This is a genomic window from Altererythrobacter aquiaggeris (assembly GCF_037154015.1).
Lineage (GTDB): Bacteria > Pseudomonadota > Alphaproteobacteria > Sphingomonadales > Sphingomonadaceae > Aestuarierythrobacter > Aestuarierythrobacter aquiaggeris.
Genome location: NZ_JBANRL010000001.1, coordinates 2061251 through 2077263 on the forward strand (window position 1 = coordinate 2061251; position 16013 = coordinate 2077263).

At 59.3% G+C, this 16013-nt stretch carries 13 protein-coding genes; 8 read left to right on the forward strand and 5 right to left on the reverse strand.

Going from position 1 to position 16013, the window contains the following annotated elements:
• The first annotated feature begins 8 nt into the window (after positions 1-8).
• From WFP06_RS10110 to WFP06_RS10130, 5 genes are all read left to right on the forward strand, one after another.
• Positions 9-749 (forward strand): OmpA family protein, encoded by a 741-nt coding sequence (locus WFP06_RS10110; RefSeq protein WP_336987043.1) that lies wholly within the window; start codon positions 9-11, stop codon positions 747-749.
• A gap of 96 nt (positions 750-845) precedes the next feature.
• On the forward strand, positions 846-1409 hold the full coding sequence (locus WFP06_RS10115) for a hypothetical protein (protein WP_336987044.1): 564 nt from the start codon (positions 846-848) through the stop codon (positions 1407-1409).
• A gap of 72 nt (positions 1410-1481) precedes the next feature.
• The gene (locus WFP06_RS10120) at positions 1482-2666 is read left to right on the forward strand and encodes an acyl-CoA dehydrogenase (protein WP_336987045.1); all 1185 of its coding nucleotides are present in this window, start codon (positions 1482-1484) and stop codon (positions 2664-2666) included.
• A gap of 63 nt (positions 2667-2729) precedes the next feature.
• Complete coding sequence (gene acs, locus WFP06_RS10125; protein ID WP_336987046.1) at positions 2730-4682, forward strand: acetate--CoA ligase; 1953 nt, start codon at positions 2730-2732, stop codon at positions 4680-4682.
• Positions 4683-4715: 33 nt separating this feature from the next.
• A complete protein-coding gene (locus WFP06_RS10130; protein WP_336987047.1) occupies positions 4716-5045 on the forward strand; it encodes a phage tail protein in 330 nt (109 codons plus the stop codon).
• A 62-nt stretch (positions 5046-5107) separates the two neighbouring features.
• On the opposite strand, the gene WFP06_RS10135 is transcribed toward WFP06_RS10130, so the two are convergent.
• Both WFP06_RS10135 and WFP06_RS10140 read right to left on the reverse strand, forming a co-directional pair.
• The gene (locus tag WFP06_RS10135; protein ID WP_336987048.1) at positions 5108-6328 is read right to left on the reverse strand and encodes a DUF819 family protein; all 1221 of its coding nucleotides are present in this window, start codon (positions 6326-6328) and stop codon (positions 5108-5110) included.
• 3 nt (positions 6329-6331) lie between these two features.
• A complete protein-coding gene (locus tag WFP06_RS10140; protein WP_336987049.1) occupies positions 6332-7009 on the reverse strand; it encodes a queuosine precursor transporter in 678 nt (225 codons plus the stop codon).
• A 128-nt stretch (positions 7010-7137) separates the two neighbouring features.
• Between WFP06_RS10140 and WFP06_RS10145 the strand changes: the two genes are divergently transcribed.
• From WFP06_RS10145 to WFP06_RS10155, 3 genes are all read left to right on the forward strand, one after another.
• Complete coding sequence (locus WFP06_RS10145) at positions 7138-8457, forward strand: NupC/NupG family nucleoside CNT transporter (protein ID WP_336987050.1); 1320 nt, start codon at positions 7138-7140, stop codon at positions 8455-8457.
• 22 nt (positions 8458-8479) lie between these two features.
• Positions 8480-9406 carry an isopenicillin N synthase family dioxygenase gene (locus tag WFP06_RS10150; protein WP_336987051.1) on the forward strand — a complete coding sequence of 309 codons (927 nt, stop codon included), beginning with the start codon at positions 8480-8482 and terminating at the stop codon, positions 9404-9406.
• A 262-nt stretch (positions 9407-9668) separates the two neighbouring features.
• On the forward strand, positions 9669-12170 hold the full coding sequence (locus WFP06_RS10155; RefSeq protein WP_336987052.1) for a TonB-dependent receptor: 2502 nt from the start codon (positions 9669-9671) through the stop codon (positions 12168-12170).
• 305 nt (positions 12171-12475) lie between these two features.
• On the opposite strand, the gene WFP06_RS10160 is transcribed toward WFP06_RS10155, so the two are convergent.
• From WFP06_RS10160 to moaA, 3 genes are all read right to left on the reverse strand, one after another.
• On the reverse strand, positions 12476-13639 hold the full coding sequence (locus tag WFP06_RS10160) for an acyl-CoA dehydrogenase family protein (RefSeq protein WP_336987053.1): 1164 nt from the start codon (positions 13637-13639) through the stop codon (positions 12476-12478).
• Between the two features lie 71 nt (positions 13640-13710).
• Positions 13711-14895 (reverse strand): molybdopterin molybdotransferase MoeA, encoded by a 1185-nt coding sequence (locus tag WFP06_RS10165; RefSeq protein ID WP_336987054.1) that lies wholly within the window; start codon positions 14893-14895, stop codon positions 13711-13713.
• Between the two features lie 4 nt (positions 14896-14899).
• A complete protein-coding gene (moaA, locus tag WFP06_RS10170) occupies positions 14900-15913 on the reverse strand; it encodes a GTP 3',8-cyclase MoaA (protein ID WP_336987055.1) in 1014 nt (337 codons plus the stop codon).
• Positions 15914-16013: the final 100 nt, after the last annotated feature.

Below are 16013 nucleotides of genomic sequence, written 5' to 3' on the forward strand. Positions count from 1 at the left end.
GGCGCTTGATGTTTACCAGACCCATCACCGCAATCGCTGCCGGAGCAATTCTGACTGTAATTACGGCGCTTTTGGGCGCCAGCGCGAGCGATCAGGACCTTTCGGCATCGCTTTCTGCCCAGGCAGGACAGGCGATTGCGAGAGTAGGCGGCGGCGGCGTCACGGCAACGTTCGCATCGATGAACGGTTGGCCGTCGCGCCATCCGGTACTTTCGGGCGGGGAAAATGTCGATGACAACAAACGGGCCGAAATTGCCCGGTCCGTTGGCAATATTCCCGGTGTGGGCGGCGTGTTCTGGGCCGATGGCACGATGATTGCCGAACGCGGGCAAAGCAGTCGGGCGCCTACACGGTGCCAGGGTGATATCGAGGCATTGTTGCAGGCCCGTTCGATCCGGTTCGAAGAATCGTCAGCGCGGATGGACCCGGCCAGTTATGAACTGGTCAAGGAAGTGGCGCGGGCCCTCAGGCCCTGCCTCGGCGCGATTATTGCTATAACCGGCCATACCGACACGTCCGGCGACGAAGAAGCCAACCAGACGCTGTCCCGTCAGCGCGCGCAGGCTGTGCGCCGCGCGCTGATCGATCTGCAAATTCCCGGTGCAGGCCTGAAAGCCAGCGGATCAGGGTCGAGCGAACCTGTCGAAGGGTTGGAACCAACCGATCCTGCAAACCGGCGGATTGAATTTTCGGTTATCACGACAATGCCGCTGGTCCCCACCCCTGTCGATACGCCGGGAGCACGATAATGGCGATTTGGGGAGAGCTTCTGTTTCTTATGCTGGCCACTTATGTGATCGGACTGGGCATCGGATGGATTATCTGGGGCCGGAAAAATTCTTGATATGGAGCAACTGGAAATGATCGAACTGGTCGAAGCCAACTGGCTATTGTTCGTAATCGCCCTGATTATCGGCATTGCGGTCGCCTGGTACGTATTCGCGGCGACCCGCCGGACTCGCGTTGAAACCGACAAGCGTGACGTGCTGGACGACAATGCCGCACCTGCCGCGCGAAACCAGGCCTTGCTGGACGCTGCGCCTGCCGCTGGCCCCGCGACGGTGGTTCCGGCGGCCAACCCGGGCATTACCGCTGCCGCGGGATCGGCCGTCGCTGCTGTGGTTCAGGAACAGACGGCCAAGGCTGACAGCGCCCCGCCGGCATCCGCACAGGACGATGATCTTGCCCGCATCAAGGGCGTCGGGCCAAAGCTGCGCATGCTGCTGGCCGAACTGGGTGTTACTTCGGTGTCGCAGGTCGCCGCATGGACCCAGGACGATATCGACCGGATTGATCCGCTGTTGGGCAAGTTTGCAGGGCGCATTCGGCGCGACCAATGGACCGAGCAGGCGAGGTTGCTGGAAGGCGGGGACCGCGCTGCCTACGAAGCGAAATTCGGCAAAGGCTGAAAGCGACGCGCAGCTTGGCAATTTTACTGCCCGACGCTAGGGCGGCATAAACCCCTAGCTAGGATAATAAACATGGCCGGTATGGCACCTTTCGACTGGGCCGATCCTTTCGATCTCGAAACCCAGTTGACCGAAGAGGAGCGCATGGTGCGCGATGCGGCCAATGGCTTCGCGCAGAGCGAGTTGCAGCCCCGCGTCCAAGCGGCGTACCGCGGTGAAGTCGATGCGCCGGAACTGTTTCCGCTGATGGGCCAGGCGGGTCTGCTTGGCGTCACGGTTCCCGAAGAATATGGCGGCTCCGGCGCAAGCTACGTGGCCTATGGGCTGGTTGCGCGCGAGATCGAGCGGGTGGATTCGGGCTACCGCTCGATGGCCTCGGTCCAGTCCAGTCTCGTGATGTATCCAATCCACGCCTACGGATCGGAAGAACAGCGCCGGAAATATCTCCCGGGCCTTGCCAGCGGCGAATTGATCGGCTGTTTCGGCTTGACCGAACCTGATGCCGGTTCCGACCCGGGCGGAATGAAAACCGTTGCCAGACAGGACGGTGACGGATTTATTCTCAACGGAACGAAAACGTGGATCAGCAACGCCCCGTTTGCCGACGTATTTGTCGTCTGGGCCAAGTCCGAAGCGCATGGCGGCGGTATCCGCGGCTTTGTTCTGGAAAAGGGCATGGCAGGCCTGTCAGCCCCGAAAATCGAAGGCAAGCTGAGCCTTCGCGCATCAACCACCGGCATGATCGTGATGGAAGATGTGAAAGTCGGCAATGACGCGCTGCTGCCCGACGTACAGGGGTTGAAAGGCCCGTTTGGCTGTCTCAACCGCGCCCGCTACGGAATTAGCTGGGGCGCGATGGGCGCAGCCGAGTTCTGCCTCCACGCTGCGCGCCAATATGGCCTCGACCGCCAACAATTCGGCCGCCCGCTTGCTGCAACCCAGCTGTTCCAGAAGAAACTGGCAGATATGATGAGCGACATCGCGCTGGGCCTGCAAGCCAGTCTGCGCGTGGGCCGCCTGATGGATGAAGGCCGCTTCGCGCCGGACATGATTTCCATTGTCAAGCGCAACAATGTCGGCAAGGCGCTCGAAATTGCGCGCCACGCGCGCGATATGCATGGCGGCAATGGCATTTCCGATGAATATCAGGTGATGCGCCATATGGTGAATCTGGAAACCGTGAACACGTATGAAGGCGCGCATGATGTGCACGCCCTGATTCTTGGCCGCGCGATCACGGGGATCTCCGCATTCTGATTTTCTCTTGTTAGGCAGGCTGCAACGGCTAGGTTACATCGCTGGTCCTGTGGGAGAATACGAGTGAGCGACGCGGTCTATCCTGTGCCTTCGGACTGGGCCGAGAATGCCCTGATCGATGCTGCCACTTACGAGGAAAAATATCGCCGGTCGTTAGATGATACGGACGCTTTCTGGCGTGAGGAAGCCCGGCGGATCGACTGGGCCACGCCCTTCGACACTGTGAAAGACACCGGTTTCGACGAAGCTGATTTCCGCATTCGCTGGTTTACCGGCGGCAAGCTGAACATTGCCGCCAATGCGCTCGACCGCCATCTTGATATGCGGGGTGACAGGGCTGCAATCATCTGGGAGCCGGATGATCCATCCGAACCGGGCCGCACGATAACTTACCGCGAATTGCACCGCGAGGTCTGCCAGTTCGCCAATGGGCTGAAGGCCAAGGGTGTGACCAAGGGCGACCGGGTCACGATCTATCTACCGATGGTCCCCGAAGCCGCGGTCGCAATGCTCGCCTGTGCCCGGATCGGCGCCGTCCATTCGGTCGTGTTTGCAGGATTTTCCCCTGATGCGCTGGCCGGCAGAATACAGGATTGCCGCTCCGATATCGTGATCACGGCTGACGAGGGGCTGCGCGGCGGCAAGACAATACCGCTAAAGGCCAATGTCGATGCTGCGCTGGAGAAAACGCCGGTTTCGACGGTCATCATGCTGCGCCGCACCGGCGCCGATGTACCGATGACGCCAGGCCGCGATGCGGATTGGGCAGAACTTGTCAGCGCGCAGTCCGGCGAATGCCCGCCCGAGATTATGGATGCCGAAGATCCGCTGTTCATCCTGTACACATCAGGCTCGACCGGTAAGCCCAAGGGCGTGCTGCACACTACCGGCGGCTATGCAGTATGGACCAGCATGACGCATGAGGCGGTTTTTGATTACCGGCCCGCCGAATCGGGTCCGGCTCCGGTCTATTGGTGTGCTGCGGATGTGGGCTGGGTAACCGGACATTCCTATGTCGTTTACGGCCCGCTTTTGAACGGAGCCACGCAGGTCATGTTCGAAGGCGTTCCCAATTATCCCGACCATTCGCGGTTCTGGAATATTATCGACAAGCACATGGTCGAAATTTTCTATGCAGCCCCCACCGCGCTGCGCGCATTGATGCGTGAGGGTGATGAATACGTCACAAGAACCAGCCGCAAGTCACTTAGATTACTCGGTTCTGTGGGCGAGCCGATCAATCCGGAGGCCTGGGAATGGTACCACCGCGTTGTCGGCGAGCGCCGCTGTCCGATCGTGGATACATGGTGGCAGACAGAAACCGGCGGGGCGATGATTACCCCGCTGCCCGGCGCGACCGATCTGAAACCCGGCAGCGCGAGCAAGCCGATGTTCGGTGTCCGGCCCGCGCTGGTCGATCCCGAAACCGGCAAGCTGCTAGATGGTGCGGCTTCGGGCGCGTTGGTCATCCAGGATAGCTGGCCCGGCCAGATGCGGACGGTTTACGGCGATCACGAACGCTTTTTCCAGACCTATTTCAGCACTTATCCCGGTTATTATTTTACCGGAGACGGATGCCGCCGCGACGCGGACGGATATTATTGGATCACCGGCAGAATAGATGATGTGATAAATGTGTCAGGTCACCGGATGGGCACTGCGGAGGTTGAAAGCGCGCTGGTGGAACACCCGGCTGTCGCCGAAGCGGCGGTCGTGGGAATGCCGCACGATATCAAGGGACAGGGCATTTATGCCTATGTCACCACCAATGCCGGCACCGCCGACACCGACGGGCTGCGCGCTGAACTGGTGATGTGGGTGCGGAAGGAAATCGGACCCATCGCCGCGCCCGATGCGGTGCAGTTTGCGCCCGCTCTGCCCAAAACCCGCAGCGGCAAGATCATGCGGCGTATCCTGCGCAAGATCGCCGAGAACGATACGGATAATCTGGGCGACATCTCGACGCTGGCCGATCCGTCGGTGGTTGACGATCTGGTTAGGAACCGTCAGGTTTGAACAGTCTTTCGGCCGTAACAATGGGGGAATCCGATGAGAAAAACAGTGACCAAACTCGGCATCGCAGCATTTGCCGCGGCGACATTTACGCCGGCACCCGCAATGGCGGGCACAGATGTCTATCTTGGCGAAATCTTCGCGGTCCCTTTCAATTTCTGTCCACGAGGATCGGCGCTGGCTGACGGGAAGTTGATGGCGATATCGCAGAACACCGCGCTGTTTTCACTTCTCGGCACACAATTTGGCGGAGATGGCCGGACAACTTTCGGCCTGCCTGACCTGCGGGGCAAGCTGACAGCGGAAAATGGCGGCAATATCCGCTACTGCATCGTGACGCAGGGAATATTTCCGCCCCGCAATTGAGATCTGGCTGCAATCGAGAACCGGCCGCTCTGTTAAACGCCCGCGACTGATAAACGGCCTGGCTAACTAACCGCGCGCATCATGGTCGCCGCCAGAATTGCGCCATAGGTGCCCAGCGCATATCCAAGCACCGCCAGCAGCACCCCGACAGGCGCCAGCGCAGGATGGAAAGCGCCCGCGACCACGGGTGCAGAGGCCGCGCCGCCGACATTCGCCTTGCTGCCCACAGCAACAAAGAAAAAAGGCGCCTTGATGAGCTTGGCGACCGCTAACAACAAAATCGCGTGAAACAGCATCCAGATCATGCCCACGGCCATAAACAGCGGGGCATCGCCAAGCTGGAAAATATCCATCTTGGTGCCGATAATCGCAACCAGCAGGAAAATGAACACGGTGCCGAATTTTGAAGCGCCGATCCCCTCCAGACTGCGGGCGCGCGTGAAACTGGCAGCCAGACCGATGGTTGTGGAAATGACCACAACCCAGAAAAATCCGCTCGCCAGCACAGCATCCGGTGTGCTGAACAGATTTTCGAAAAAGCCTGGCAACATTCCGGCAAACAAATGCGCTGTGCCGACCGCTGCAAATGTCACCCCCATCAGCACGATCAGGTCGTTCGAGCTAGGTGTGCGTTCAACCTGCGCGGAATATTCCGCCATCGTATCGCGCAACCGGTCGATCGACGAGCTGTCGGCCCCAAGCCATTTGTCGATCTTGTCCGACATTCCGGCACCGTAAAGCAGGAACGCCATCCAGATATTCGCTACGACGATATCGACCGCGACCATCGCGCCGTAGCGTTCGGGATTATACTGGTACACTTCCAGCATTGCGGTCTGGTTCGCGCCGCCGCCGATCCAGCTGCCCGCAAGCGTCGCGAAACCGCGCCATGCCGCATCGTTTCCTGAACCCAGGACTGAAGGTTCGAAACTTGCCACCAGCCACAGTGCCACCGGGCCGCCCAGCACAATGCCGACAGTCGCGGTAAAGAACATGACCAGCGCCTTGGGTCCCAGCCCGATGATCCCCTTCATATCGATGCTGAGCGTAAGCAGGACCAGCGCGGCAGGCAGGAAGAAATCTTTCGCTACCGTCCACAAATTCGATTCGGACGTGTCGATAAGACCGAAACTGACCAGCAGCGACGGCAGCAAATAACACAGCAGGATAATGGGTATGAAAGTGAACACGCGGTCCCACACCCCGCCCTTCTGTCGCAGAAAAAACAACAATGCGAGGATGGCCGCAAGAATGCCGAAAATCACGATGTCATTTGAAATCATCGCTTAGCCAAGCCGCTTTGCAAGTTTGACGAACAGCGCAATCAGCGGCGGCACGAAAAGGAATGACAACACGACTTTGGCCAGCATCTGTCCCGCCAGTAGCGAGCCGATCGGAAATTCGCCGTAAAACGCCAAAGTCACGAAAATCAGCGTGTCGATGGCCTGGCTCAGCGCGGAAGCAATTGCCCCGCGCAGCATGATCGAAACCTGCCCACTTCCTTCACCGCTGCCGCGCAGCATGGAAAATATTTTCACGTTAAGCAGCAGCGAAACCCCGTAAGCCACCGGCCCCGCAGCCATTATTCGCGGCGTCTGCGACAATACGGTTTCGAACGCAGCAATATTTTCAGGCGGCATATTGGCTGACGGCGGCAGCAGCAGCACGAATGAAATCAACAGGATCGAAACACCAAGTGGAACAAAGCCCCAGAACACCAGACGCCGGGCCAACATATCGCCGTAGAGTTGCGAGACAGTGCTGGAAATCACCACCAGCATCAGGAAGGCAAAGATGCCCGCTTCCACGGCAAGCGGCCCCAATGCCACCTGTTTGAAGCCCAGAACACCGGCAGCCACCGTCATCCCGCCATATAACAGCGCCAGAAAAAACAGCCCGCGCGGAAGGGGTTTGTTGTCGGCCGCAGCGGCCATTTGCGAAGATGTGTTCTGGGTATCGTCCATTTGAGATTGCTATGGCGGCTGGACACAAAAGGGAAGACTTGTCCCCCGCATAGCCCACAAGGCTGTTTGACCTTATGCGCTCACGCGGCAAGAAACACCCATCTGTTTCGCTGCAAGCGAGTAACCCTATGCCTCCCTTCATTATCAACATTATCGGCATCGTCGTAATTCTGCTGATCGCCTTCCTGCTTTCGGTCGGCAAACGGCGGATCAGCCTGCGGATCGTCGGCGCCGCTTTTGCCCTACAGGCGCTGCTCGCGTTTCTGGTTTTGCGAACGCCGTGGGGCCGCGCGGCTATCCAGTGGATGGCCGACGGGGTTTCGGCGCTGCTTTCCTATGCCGGCAAAGGAACCGAATTCCTCTTCGGTCCGAACGAGACAAATCCGCTTGCCAATACATTCGCGCTAGGCGCCCTGCCGGTAATCATCTTTTTCGCATCGCTGGTGTCGATCCTGTATTATCTTGGCATCATGCAGCGGATCGTGCGCTGGGTTGGCGGCGCAATCGGCTGGATCACCGGCATCAGCAAGGTCGAGGCGCTGGGTTCGGCCGCCAATATCTTTGTCGGGCAATCCGAAAGCCCGCTGGTGGTGCGTCCGTATCTGGCGGCACTGTCACCCTCGCGCCTGTTCACGCTGATGACAGTCGGCATGGCGGGCGTCGCAGGCACCATTCTGGCAGCTTATGCAGGGCTGCTCGGCAGTGATTACCTGCCTTTTCTGTTGGCAGCCGCCTTCATGTCCGCGCCCGGCGGCATATTGATGGCCAAGATCATCATGCCCGACGATGGTGAACCCAGCCCCGAGGCAGAAGGCGAACTTTCGTTACCCAAAAAACGGATCAGCGGCGAAGGTCCGGCCGCCATGGTCGAAGGCGGCAAACCGCATGAAGTGGAGATTGCCGAAACTTTCGAAGATGGCGAAGCGCCTGCCAACATCATCGAAGCGGCCGCGCAAGGCGCGCAAACGGGCGTGAAGCTGGCGGTGGCGGTCGGCGCAATGGTGCTGGCATTTGTCGCTCTGGTCGCGCTTGCGAACGGGATGCTTGGCGGTATCGGCGGCTGGTTCGGCTATCCTGAATTGTCATTCCAGCAAGTCGTCGGCTTCGTCTTTGCTCCGGTCATGTTTCTGCTCGGGATTCCGTGGGACGAGGCGCTGGTTTCGGGCGGATTGTTCGGGACCAAGATTGTTCTCAATGAATTTGTCGCATTCATCGATCTGGGTGCGCTTGAACCCGGCACGCTGAGCGCGCGCAGCCTGGCAATCGTCACTTTTGCGCTATGCGGATTTGCCAATTTCAGTTCCATCGCCATCCAGATGGCGGTGACGGGCGGGCTCGCGCCCAACCAGCGTCCGGTTATTGCCCGGCTCGGCCTGCGCGCGCTGGCTGCCGGCTCGCTGGCAAATCTGATGAGCGCAGCACTAGCGGGACTGTTCCTGCCGTATTAAGAGCGTGGGCATGACAAAATCCATGACTGAAATAGCTTCCGTTTCCCTGGCCCGCCCGCTGGAGGAATTATCCGACGAACTGGGGCAGAGTTTTGCCGAATACGGTTTCGCCATCGTGCGCGACCACGGCGTGCCGGCGGATCTGATCGCCAAAGGCGAACAGCTCAGCCGCGATTTCTTCGCGCTGCCCGATGACGCCAAGCGCGCATATCACAACCCCGGACAAGGCGGCGCGCGCGGATACACTCCGTTCGGAACCGAAAAGGCCAAGGATGCCGAGGTTAAGGATCTGAAGGAGTTCTGGCACGTCGGCCGCAGTTTGCCCGATAGCCATCCGCTGGGCGAATATATGGCGCCCAACAGCTGGCCGGCCGAGGTGCCCGGCTTTCGCGAGACTTTCGAAGCCCTGTTTGTCGCGCTAGAAGAAAGCGGCAAACGCATCTTGCGTGCAATTGCCCTGCACCTCGGGCTGGCGGAAGATTATTTTGATGCCACCGTGCTGGACGGCAATTCCATCCTGCGGCTGATCCATTACCCGCCGGTATCCAAAGAGGCCGAAGGTGCGATCCGTGCTGCCGCGCACGAGGATATCAATACAATAACCCTGCTGTTGGGGGCCGAAGAAGCGGGGCTGGAACTGCTATCGAAGGATGGCGAATGGATCCCGGTATCGCCTCCCCCCGGCGCGCTGGCGGTGAATATCGGCGATATGCTTCAGCGGCTCAGCAATAACCGGCTGCGTTCGACCACGCACCGTGTGGTGAACCCGGTTGGCGATGCTGCCCGCCGCGCGCGTTATTCAATGCCGTTTTTCCTGCATTTCAGGCCGGATTTCGTGATCGAAACATTGGCCGAATGTGTCGGCGAGGATGGCGCGAATCACTATCCCGATCCGCTGAGTTCGCACGAGTATCTGCAGCAGCGTTTGCGCGAGATCGGTCTCGCCTGACCACCTATTATTCCACAGTGTGGCAATATCTAATCTATGTTGCATCGCGGCAACACACCTCAAAAGACCAGTGAAACTGCGACTTTGGGTCAAATTGGAATCGTCGCACAGCCCCCGCTGCGAACGAGTCATCAAGCTGTCACAAAAGTTCCCTCTTGCCGAGTTGAAGCCAGCCTAGCAGGGGCTGGCCAGCGCGCGTGGCTTCGCGATTTGGGCCCACGCTACCGATTGCTCACCACTAGTGCCAAGGGGCTCTTGTCCAATGAAAACCATGTTTCTCCGCAGCACCGCACTGATCGCTCTGGCGATCCCGTCGGTCGCTCATGCCCAGTCAACCGGTTCGGTGGATTTCGACGATACCGAAATTGTCGTTATCGCCGGTACCGACGATGTCGGCGGGATCGAAATTCCCAATACAACCAAGGCCAAGCAGGTCGTCACCGAAGAACAAATCCGCCGGCAACGCCCCGGCCAGACGGTCAACGATATTATCAACCTGGTTCCAGGTGTCAGCTTCCAGAACAACGACCCATGGGGTTCTTCCGGCGGCGGCTTCACCGTTCGCGGTTTCGGCGCTGACCGCGTATCGCAGACGCTTGACGGTCTGCCGCTCAACGATTCGGGCAATTATGCACTTTACACCAATCAGCAGGTCGACTCCGAAGTCCTCTCGCAGGTTAACGTAAACCTCGGCACTACCGACGTTGACAGCCCCACCGCTTCGGCAGCCGGCGGCACGATCAACATTCGCACGCGAGAGCCCACCGATTACTTCCACATCACTTCGACCCTGTCGGTTGGCGATGTGCTGGCAAGCGGCGCATCCGATACATTGTATATGCGCGGTTTCGGCATGATCGACACCGGCGATTTTACCGGTATGGGTACCAAAGCCTTCGCTTCGGTCAGCTACACCCGTTACGGCGTTCCCTATAATCCGTATGGCCAAGTCGATAAGACGCAGTTCAACGGCCGGATCTGGCAGGACCTTGGTGACAATGGCGATTTCGTCTCTGTTTCCGGTCACTTCAACCAGAACCGCAACAATTTCGCCGGATCCGAAAGCCTGAACAATCTGCTTTCCTATTACGACGGCGGCTTCACCAAGGAAGAGCGTTTCTCGGTTTACGAGAATTCCGAAGTTTATCCTTGTGCGGTCGATCCTCGGGTGGTTTTCAACGGCGGCGGCAGTCCCGGTGCCACTTCGCGCTATGATGACCGTGCAGGTTGCGGCTCGGCATTCTTCCGCCGTTACAATCCTTCTGACACGGGCAATATCCGCGGTGCATCGCGCTTCTCGATCACCGATGCACTCACTCTGACACTCGACCCAAGCTACCAGTATGTGAAAGCAAACGGCGGCGGACCCGACGATCTGCGTGAAGAACTCTTCGTTCCGCGCGGCGGAACCATCGGTCTGACCGGTGCATTCAATGGCGGTTACTACTTTGGCCGCGATCTGAACGGCGACGGCGATTTGCGTGATCGTATTGCGGGTAACGACCCCAGCGAAACGCAGACAAACCGCTACGGTCTGGTTGCCAACATGATCTATGACATCAATACCGACCACCGTGTCCGCGTTGCGTACACATGGGACCGTGCCCGTCACCGTCAAACCGGCCAGATCAGCGTAATGCAGGCCAATGGCGAGCCGATCGACGTGTTCGCGATCGACAGTGCTCTGCTCGACGTAAACGGCAACGAAGTGAACAAGCGTGACCGCAAGTCATTCGCCATCCTGCATCAGCTGTCGGGCGAATATCGCGGCCGGTTCGGCGGTTTGACCGCTGTGCTGGGTCTGCGTGCACCGTTCTTCACGCGTGAACTGAACCAGAACTGTTTCACGACATCGATCAACGGTTTTGTCGATTGCCCGGCTGCGGGTCAGAACCTGACGCAATATCAGACCCTGAACCCGACTTATGTCGCGCCGTTGTCGCGTGAATACAAATATGACGAGCTTTTGCCGAACGTAGGCTTCACCTATGATTTCAACTCCGGCCTGTCGCTTTTTGCAAACTACGCCAAGGGCCTTTCGGTACCGGGCACCGATCCACTGTATGATTCGCTGTTCATTCCTGATGACGAGCGCGCTCGTCCGGTTCCTGAAACCACAGACAGCTTCGATACCGGTCTGCGGTTCAACCAGGGCCGGATCACAGCCCAGATCGCCGGCTGGTTCACGCGCTACGAAGATCGCCTCGCATCCGCGTTCGATCCGACAGCCCGTGACGGCGAAGGTGCCACCGTTTTCCGTAACCTGGGAACGGTCGACAAATACGGCATCGATGGTTCGGTCGCGTGGCGCCCGACACGCAACAGCCTGCTGTATGTCTTCGGTTCGCTCAGCGAATCCGAAATCAAGGATGACGTACAGGTTGGTGTTGCCGCAGGCGGGGCTCCGATTTTCGCGGCGACCGGAGGCAGCCGTGAAAGCGGTACGCCGACATATTCGGTCGGTGCACGCGGTCAGCTGGCATTTGGCGGCGTTGAACTTGGCGCACAGGTCAAACACACCGGCAAACGCTACATCAACGATCTGAACACCGACACTGCACCAAGCTACACGCTGGTCGATTTCGATCTTCGTTACCGGCTGGGCGAGTTCATCAACGGTACCGACGCTGCCCTGCAGCTGAACGTAACCAACATCTTTGATGAATATTACGTCGGCTTCTTCGGTGGATCGCTTGACGGCTTTGGTTTCGCACAGATCGGCGCGCCGCGCGCTGCCAGCCTGTCGCTTACCCTCGGCTACTAAAACAGGCGCAAGCGGCTAACCGCCGCTTCTCCTTATCAGAAAATTCGCTGCGGCGGCTCCTTCGGGGGCCGCCGTTTGCGTTTGTGCGCTATGTTCGCTCACCGTGCTGACTGAAATGCGGACGCGGCCAGGCCCGGCCAGCTATGGCTTCGCCAGCCGGCAACCGAAAGACGTTCCGCCCCGCGGGAAGCGACCTGGCCGCCGGCGTCACCATAGTTACCAAGCCAGGCACAGAAAGCGTGCAGATTAGCGTGACGGACGGCAGGTTCAATCCGGTGTCGTTCGATCCCCTGCTACTTCGACGGTCAAAAGGATTTGGGCATTCCCAGAACATGGGTCGCGACATGGCTCAGGATCAGGTTCGTGCTGATCGGCGCGATCTGGTAAAGGCGGGTCTCGCGAAATTTGCGCTCCACGTCATATTCCTCGGCAAACCCGAACCCGCCATGCGTTTGCAAACAAGTGTCTGCAGCTGCCCATGATGCCTCCGATGCCAGCATTTTCGCCATATTGGCTTCAGTCCCGCAAGGTTTTCCGGCTTCGAACAATTCGCAGGCCCGATTGACCATCAGCGCGGCAGCCTCGACCTGCGTAAAATTGCGCGCGATGGGAAACTGGACTGCCTGATTGGCGCCGATCGGGCGGCCGAATACTTCGCGCCCGGCGGCGTAGGCGCTGGCCCGGTCGATAAAAAAGCGCCCGTCCCCGACACATTCGGCAGCGATCAGAACGCGCTCCGCGTTCATCCCGTCGATGATATAGCGAAATCCGTTGCCTTCTTCACCGACAAGGTTTGCGGCCGGTACCGGGACCTCGTCGAAAAACAGTTCGGTGGTTGCGTGGTTGATCATCGTGCGAACGGGATTGATGGTCAGCCCGTTCTGCTTCGCATTTTGCAAATCTACCAGCAGCACACTCATCCCGGCTGTCGGTTTGCCGGCATCCTCGCGTTTGGTCGTGCGGCACAGCAGCACCATCCAGTCGGAATGCTCGGCCCGGCTGATCCATATTTTCTGGCCGGAGACGTAAAAGGTATCGCCGCGCTTTTCAGCAAAGGTGGTGATCCGGGATGTATCCGTTCCCGCCGTCGGCTCGGTCACGCCAAAGGCCTGTAACCGCAATTCCCCCGATGCGACCAAGGGCAGAATCGCCTGTTTCTGCGCTTCGCTGCCGTGGCGCAAGATTGTCCCCATAGTGTACATCTGTGCGTGACAAGCGCCGCCGTTGCAGCCCGAACGGTGTATTTCCTCGAGGATAGCGGCCGCCGCAGAAAGCCCCAGCCCCGCGCCGCCATATTCTTCCGGTATCAGAACAGAGAGAAATCCCTCCCTGGTCAAGGTCTGGACGAACTCGGTGGGATAAGCGCGCTCGCGGTCCAGTTTCTGCCAATATTCGCCCGGAAATTGCGCACAAAGCCGGCGAACGGATTCGCGGATTTCGGGATAGTCGGTAGCGGTATCTTCAATCATGCCCGACTGAATGCCGCATTTCGGCGATGAGTGTAAGCGGTTTTCAACCCGCAGTTAACCGTCCCGGCCCGCTAACATTGGAGTGGAAGAATCTCGGCGATAGCACCGGCGCTGGCGGCAGGGGAATGCGCGCGGCGGCGGATGAGGCAATTGGCCATCATAAAGGGCGTGATGAGCGCGCTGTCCTGGCGTTCGAGCGGTGCGGCATGCTGGCACCCGTCCTTGTCAATCCGGCTGATTCCGCGCACAAAAGTCTCGCGTGGACCCTCGGCTGAAACTGGCTTTGACAGCTTTGCAAATTGCCACGCCAGCGGGGCGTCCGTGTCGATTAGCGTGCGGAGGAACAATTGCGCGCAGACATAGGCAGAAGCCGGGTTTCCCGGCAGTCCCAGCACCAATTGTGTGCCCATCGTGCCAAACCATGTCGGCTTGCCGGGCCGCACCGCAATTTTGCGGAACACCTCCTTCAGTCCCAGCTTCGAAAAAGCTGCATACATATGGTCGTGATCACCGACGGACGCGCCGCCAACCGGCACGATAATGTCAGCATCACGAGCCGCGGTTACACGCTCGCAGATGGCTTCGACCGAATCCGCAGCAATTCCGCCGTCAGATGGTTCCCCGCCCCAACGCTGCACCAGCGCAGACAATCCGGCATAGCTCGACGCTGCAATATCGCCCTGCGCAGGATCACCGCCCGGCGCGCGCAATTCGTCACCATTGGCGATGAAGGTGATTTTAAGTTTGCGGACAACAGTCACTTCGCCGTGATCGGCGGCAGCAATTGCAGCAATCTCCGCCGGACCCAGCTTGGCGCCCGATTTCACCAGAACATCACCTTCCGCAAAATCGAGACCCGCTGCACGAATATTGGCGGGCCTTTCCTGGGGCGCCGTCACTCGCACGGCATCACCGATACGCTCGGCTTGTTCCTGGATCACGATATGGTCCGCGCCCTCCGGGACATGGCTGCCGGTAAAAATCCGGACAGCCTCCCCCGCGCCCACCTGACCGCGAAAGGGGCGGCCCGCAGGCGCTTCGCCAATTACGGTCAGCCCGGTTCCATCTGCGGCCAGATCGGCAAAGCGGACCGCATAACCGTCCATCGCCGATACCGGATGCGGGGGCAGCGTCACACGCGCACGAACATCGGCAGCCAGCACACGGTCCAGCGCGCTGTGAATGCCGACCACTTCGCTTGGCATCACGGGCCGGCGGCGTGCGAGCATTGCCAGCGCTTCATCCACCGAAATCACGAATCTAGCCGCCCGTCATGGCCATCGTGCGGGGCACGGCAGGTTTTTCGCCCGACGTCCGGATGGCAAAGTCGTGCCGTTCGGGCTTGGCCCCCAGCGCCCTGTCGAGCGCAGCATTTACCGCGCCGTCATCCACCGGATTTTCGCGCATGATATCGCGCAGATCGACATGATCTTCATGCCCCAGGCACATGAAAATCCGTCCGGTGCACGTCACCCGCAGCCTGTTGCATCCAGCACAGAAATTATTTGTCAGCGGCGTGATAAATCCGATCCGCCCGCCTGTTTCCAGCATTCTGGCATAACGCGAAGGTCCGCCCAGAGCATCCGCTGGTGCCAGATCGGTGAGGCTAAACCGCGCCTCCAGGCTTTCGCGAATTACCGAGAGCGGAATATATTGGTCAAAACGGTCTTCACCCGTTTCCCCCAGCGGCATGACTTCGATCAGCGTGACGTCGATACCGCGCCGATGGGCCCATTCGACAAGGTCGGGTATCGAATCTGCGTTGCCATGCTTCAGCGCGACAGTGTTGAGCTTGACCGCAAGTCCGGCGGCCTGCGCGGCGTCGATGCCGCGCAGCACGGCATCCAGCGATCCGCGCCGGGTAATGGCCGCGAATCGCTGAGGATCGATGCTGTCGAGCGATACGTTGACGCGTTTGACACCCGCCGCGGCCAGTTCGCCGGCATATTTTTCGAGCAGGGTGGCATTTGTCGTAAGCGTCAATTCGTCCAGTCCGCCGCCCAGCTTGCGCCCGAGATTGGCAAACAGCCGCATGACCCCGCGCCGGACCAGCGGCTCGCCGCCGGTAATCCGGATTTTCCGCACGCCGCGCTCGATAAAAATGGCTGACAGACGCTCGAGCTCTTCAAGCGTCAATAATTCGTCGCGCGGCAGGAATTGCGGGCTTTCAGCCATGCAATAGGTGCAGCGAAGATCGCAGCGGTCGGTCACCGACAGACGCAGATAGGTAATCTTGCGGCCGAACTGATCGATCAAGGGTGCGCCAGCTGGCATTGGGTGCGCTCACTCCGACGGTTGAACTTCAGGCCGCCATTTGCAGAAGCCGTTTGGCTTCGTCAGACAGCTTGGCCCGGGGATGCCGCCCTAACAATAA

What these genes read in the sequence shown, in the direction of transcription:
- WFP06_RS10120 (WP_336987045.1), top strand. Translation starts at nt 1,482, where the DNA reads ATGGCCGGTATGGCACCTTTCGACTGGGCCGATCCTTTCGATCTCGAA.
- WFP06_RS10130 (WP_336987047.1), top strand. Translation starts at nt 4,716, where the DNA reads ATGAGAAAAACAGTGACCAAACTCGGCATCGCAGCATTTGCCGCGGCG.
- WFP06_RS10150 (WP_336987051.1), top strand. Translation starts at nt 8,480, where the DNA reads ATGACTGAAATAGCTTCCGTTTCCCTGGCCCGCCCGCTGGAGGAATTA.
- WFP06_RS10135 (WP_336987048.1), bottom strand. Translation starts at nt 6,328, where the DNA reads ATGATTTCAAATGACATCGTGATTTTCGGCATTCTTGCGGCCATCCTC.
- WFP06_RS10110 (WP_336987043.1), top strand. Translation starts at nt 9, where the DNA reads ATGTTTACCAGACCCATCACCGCAATCGCTGCCGGAGCAATTCTGACT.
- WFP06_RS10145 (WP_336987050.1), top strand. Translation starts at nt 7,138, where the DNA reads ATGCCTCCCTTCATTATCAACATTATCGGCATCGTCGTAATTCTGCTG.
- moaA (WP_336987055.1), bottom strand. Translation starts at nt 15,913, where the DNA reads ATGCCAGCTGGCGCACCCTTGATCGATCAGTTCGGCCGCAAGATTACC.
- WFP06_RS10140 (WP_336987049.1), bottom strand. Translation starts at nt 7,009, where the DNA reads ATGGACGATACCCAGAACACATCTTCGCAAATGGCCGCTGCGGCCGAC.
- WFP06_RS10155 (WP_336987052.1), top strand. Translation starts at nt 9,669, where the DNA reads ATGAAAACCATGTTTCTCCGCAGCACCGCACTGATCGCTCTGGCGATC.
- WFP06_RS10160 (WP_336987053.1), bottom strand. Translation starts at nt 13,639, where the DNA reads ATGATTGAAGATACCGCTACCGACTATCCCGAAATCCGCGAATCCGTT.
- WFP06_RS10115 (WP_336987044.1), top strand. Translation starts at nt 846, where the DNA reads ATGGAGCAACTGGAAATGATCGAACTGGTCGAAGCCAACTGGCTATTG.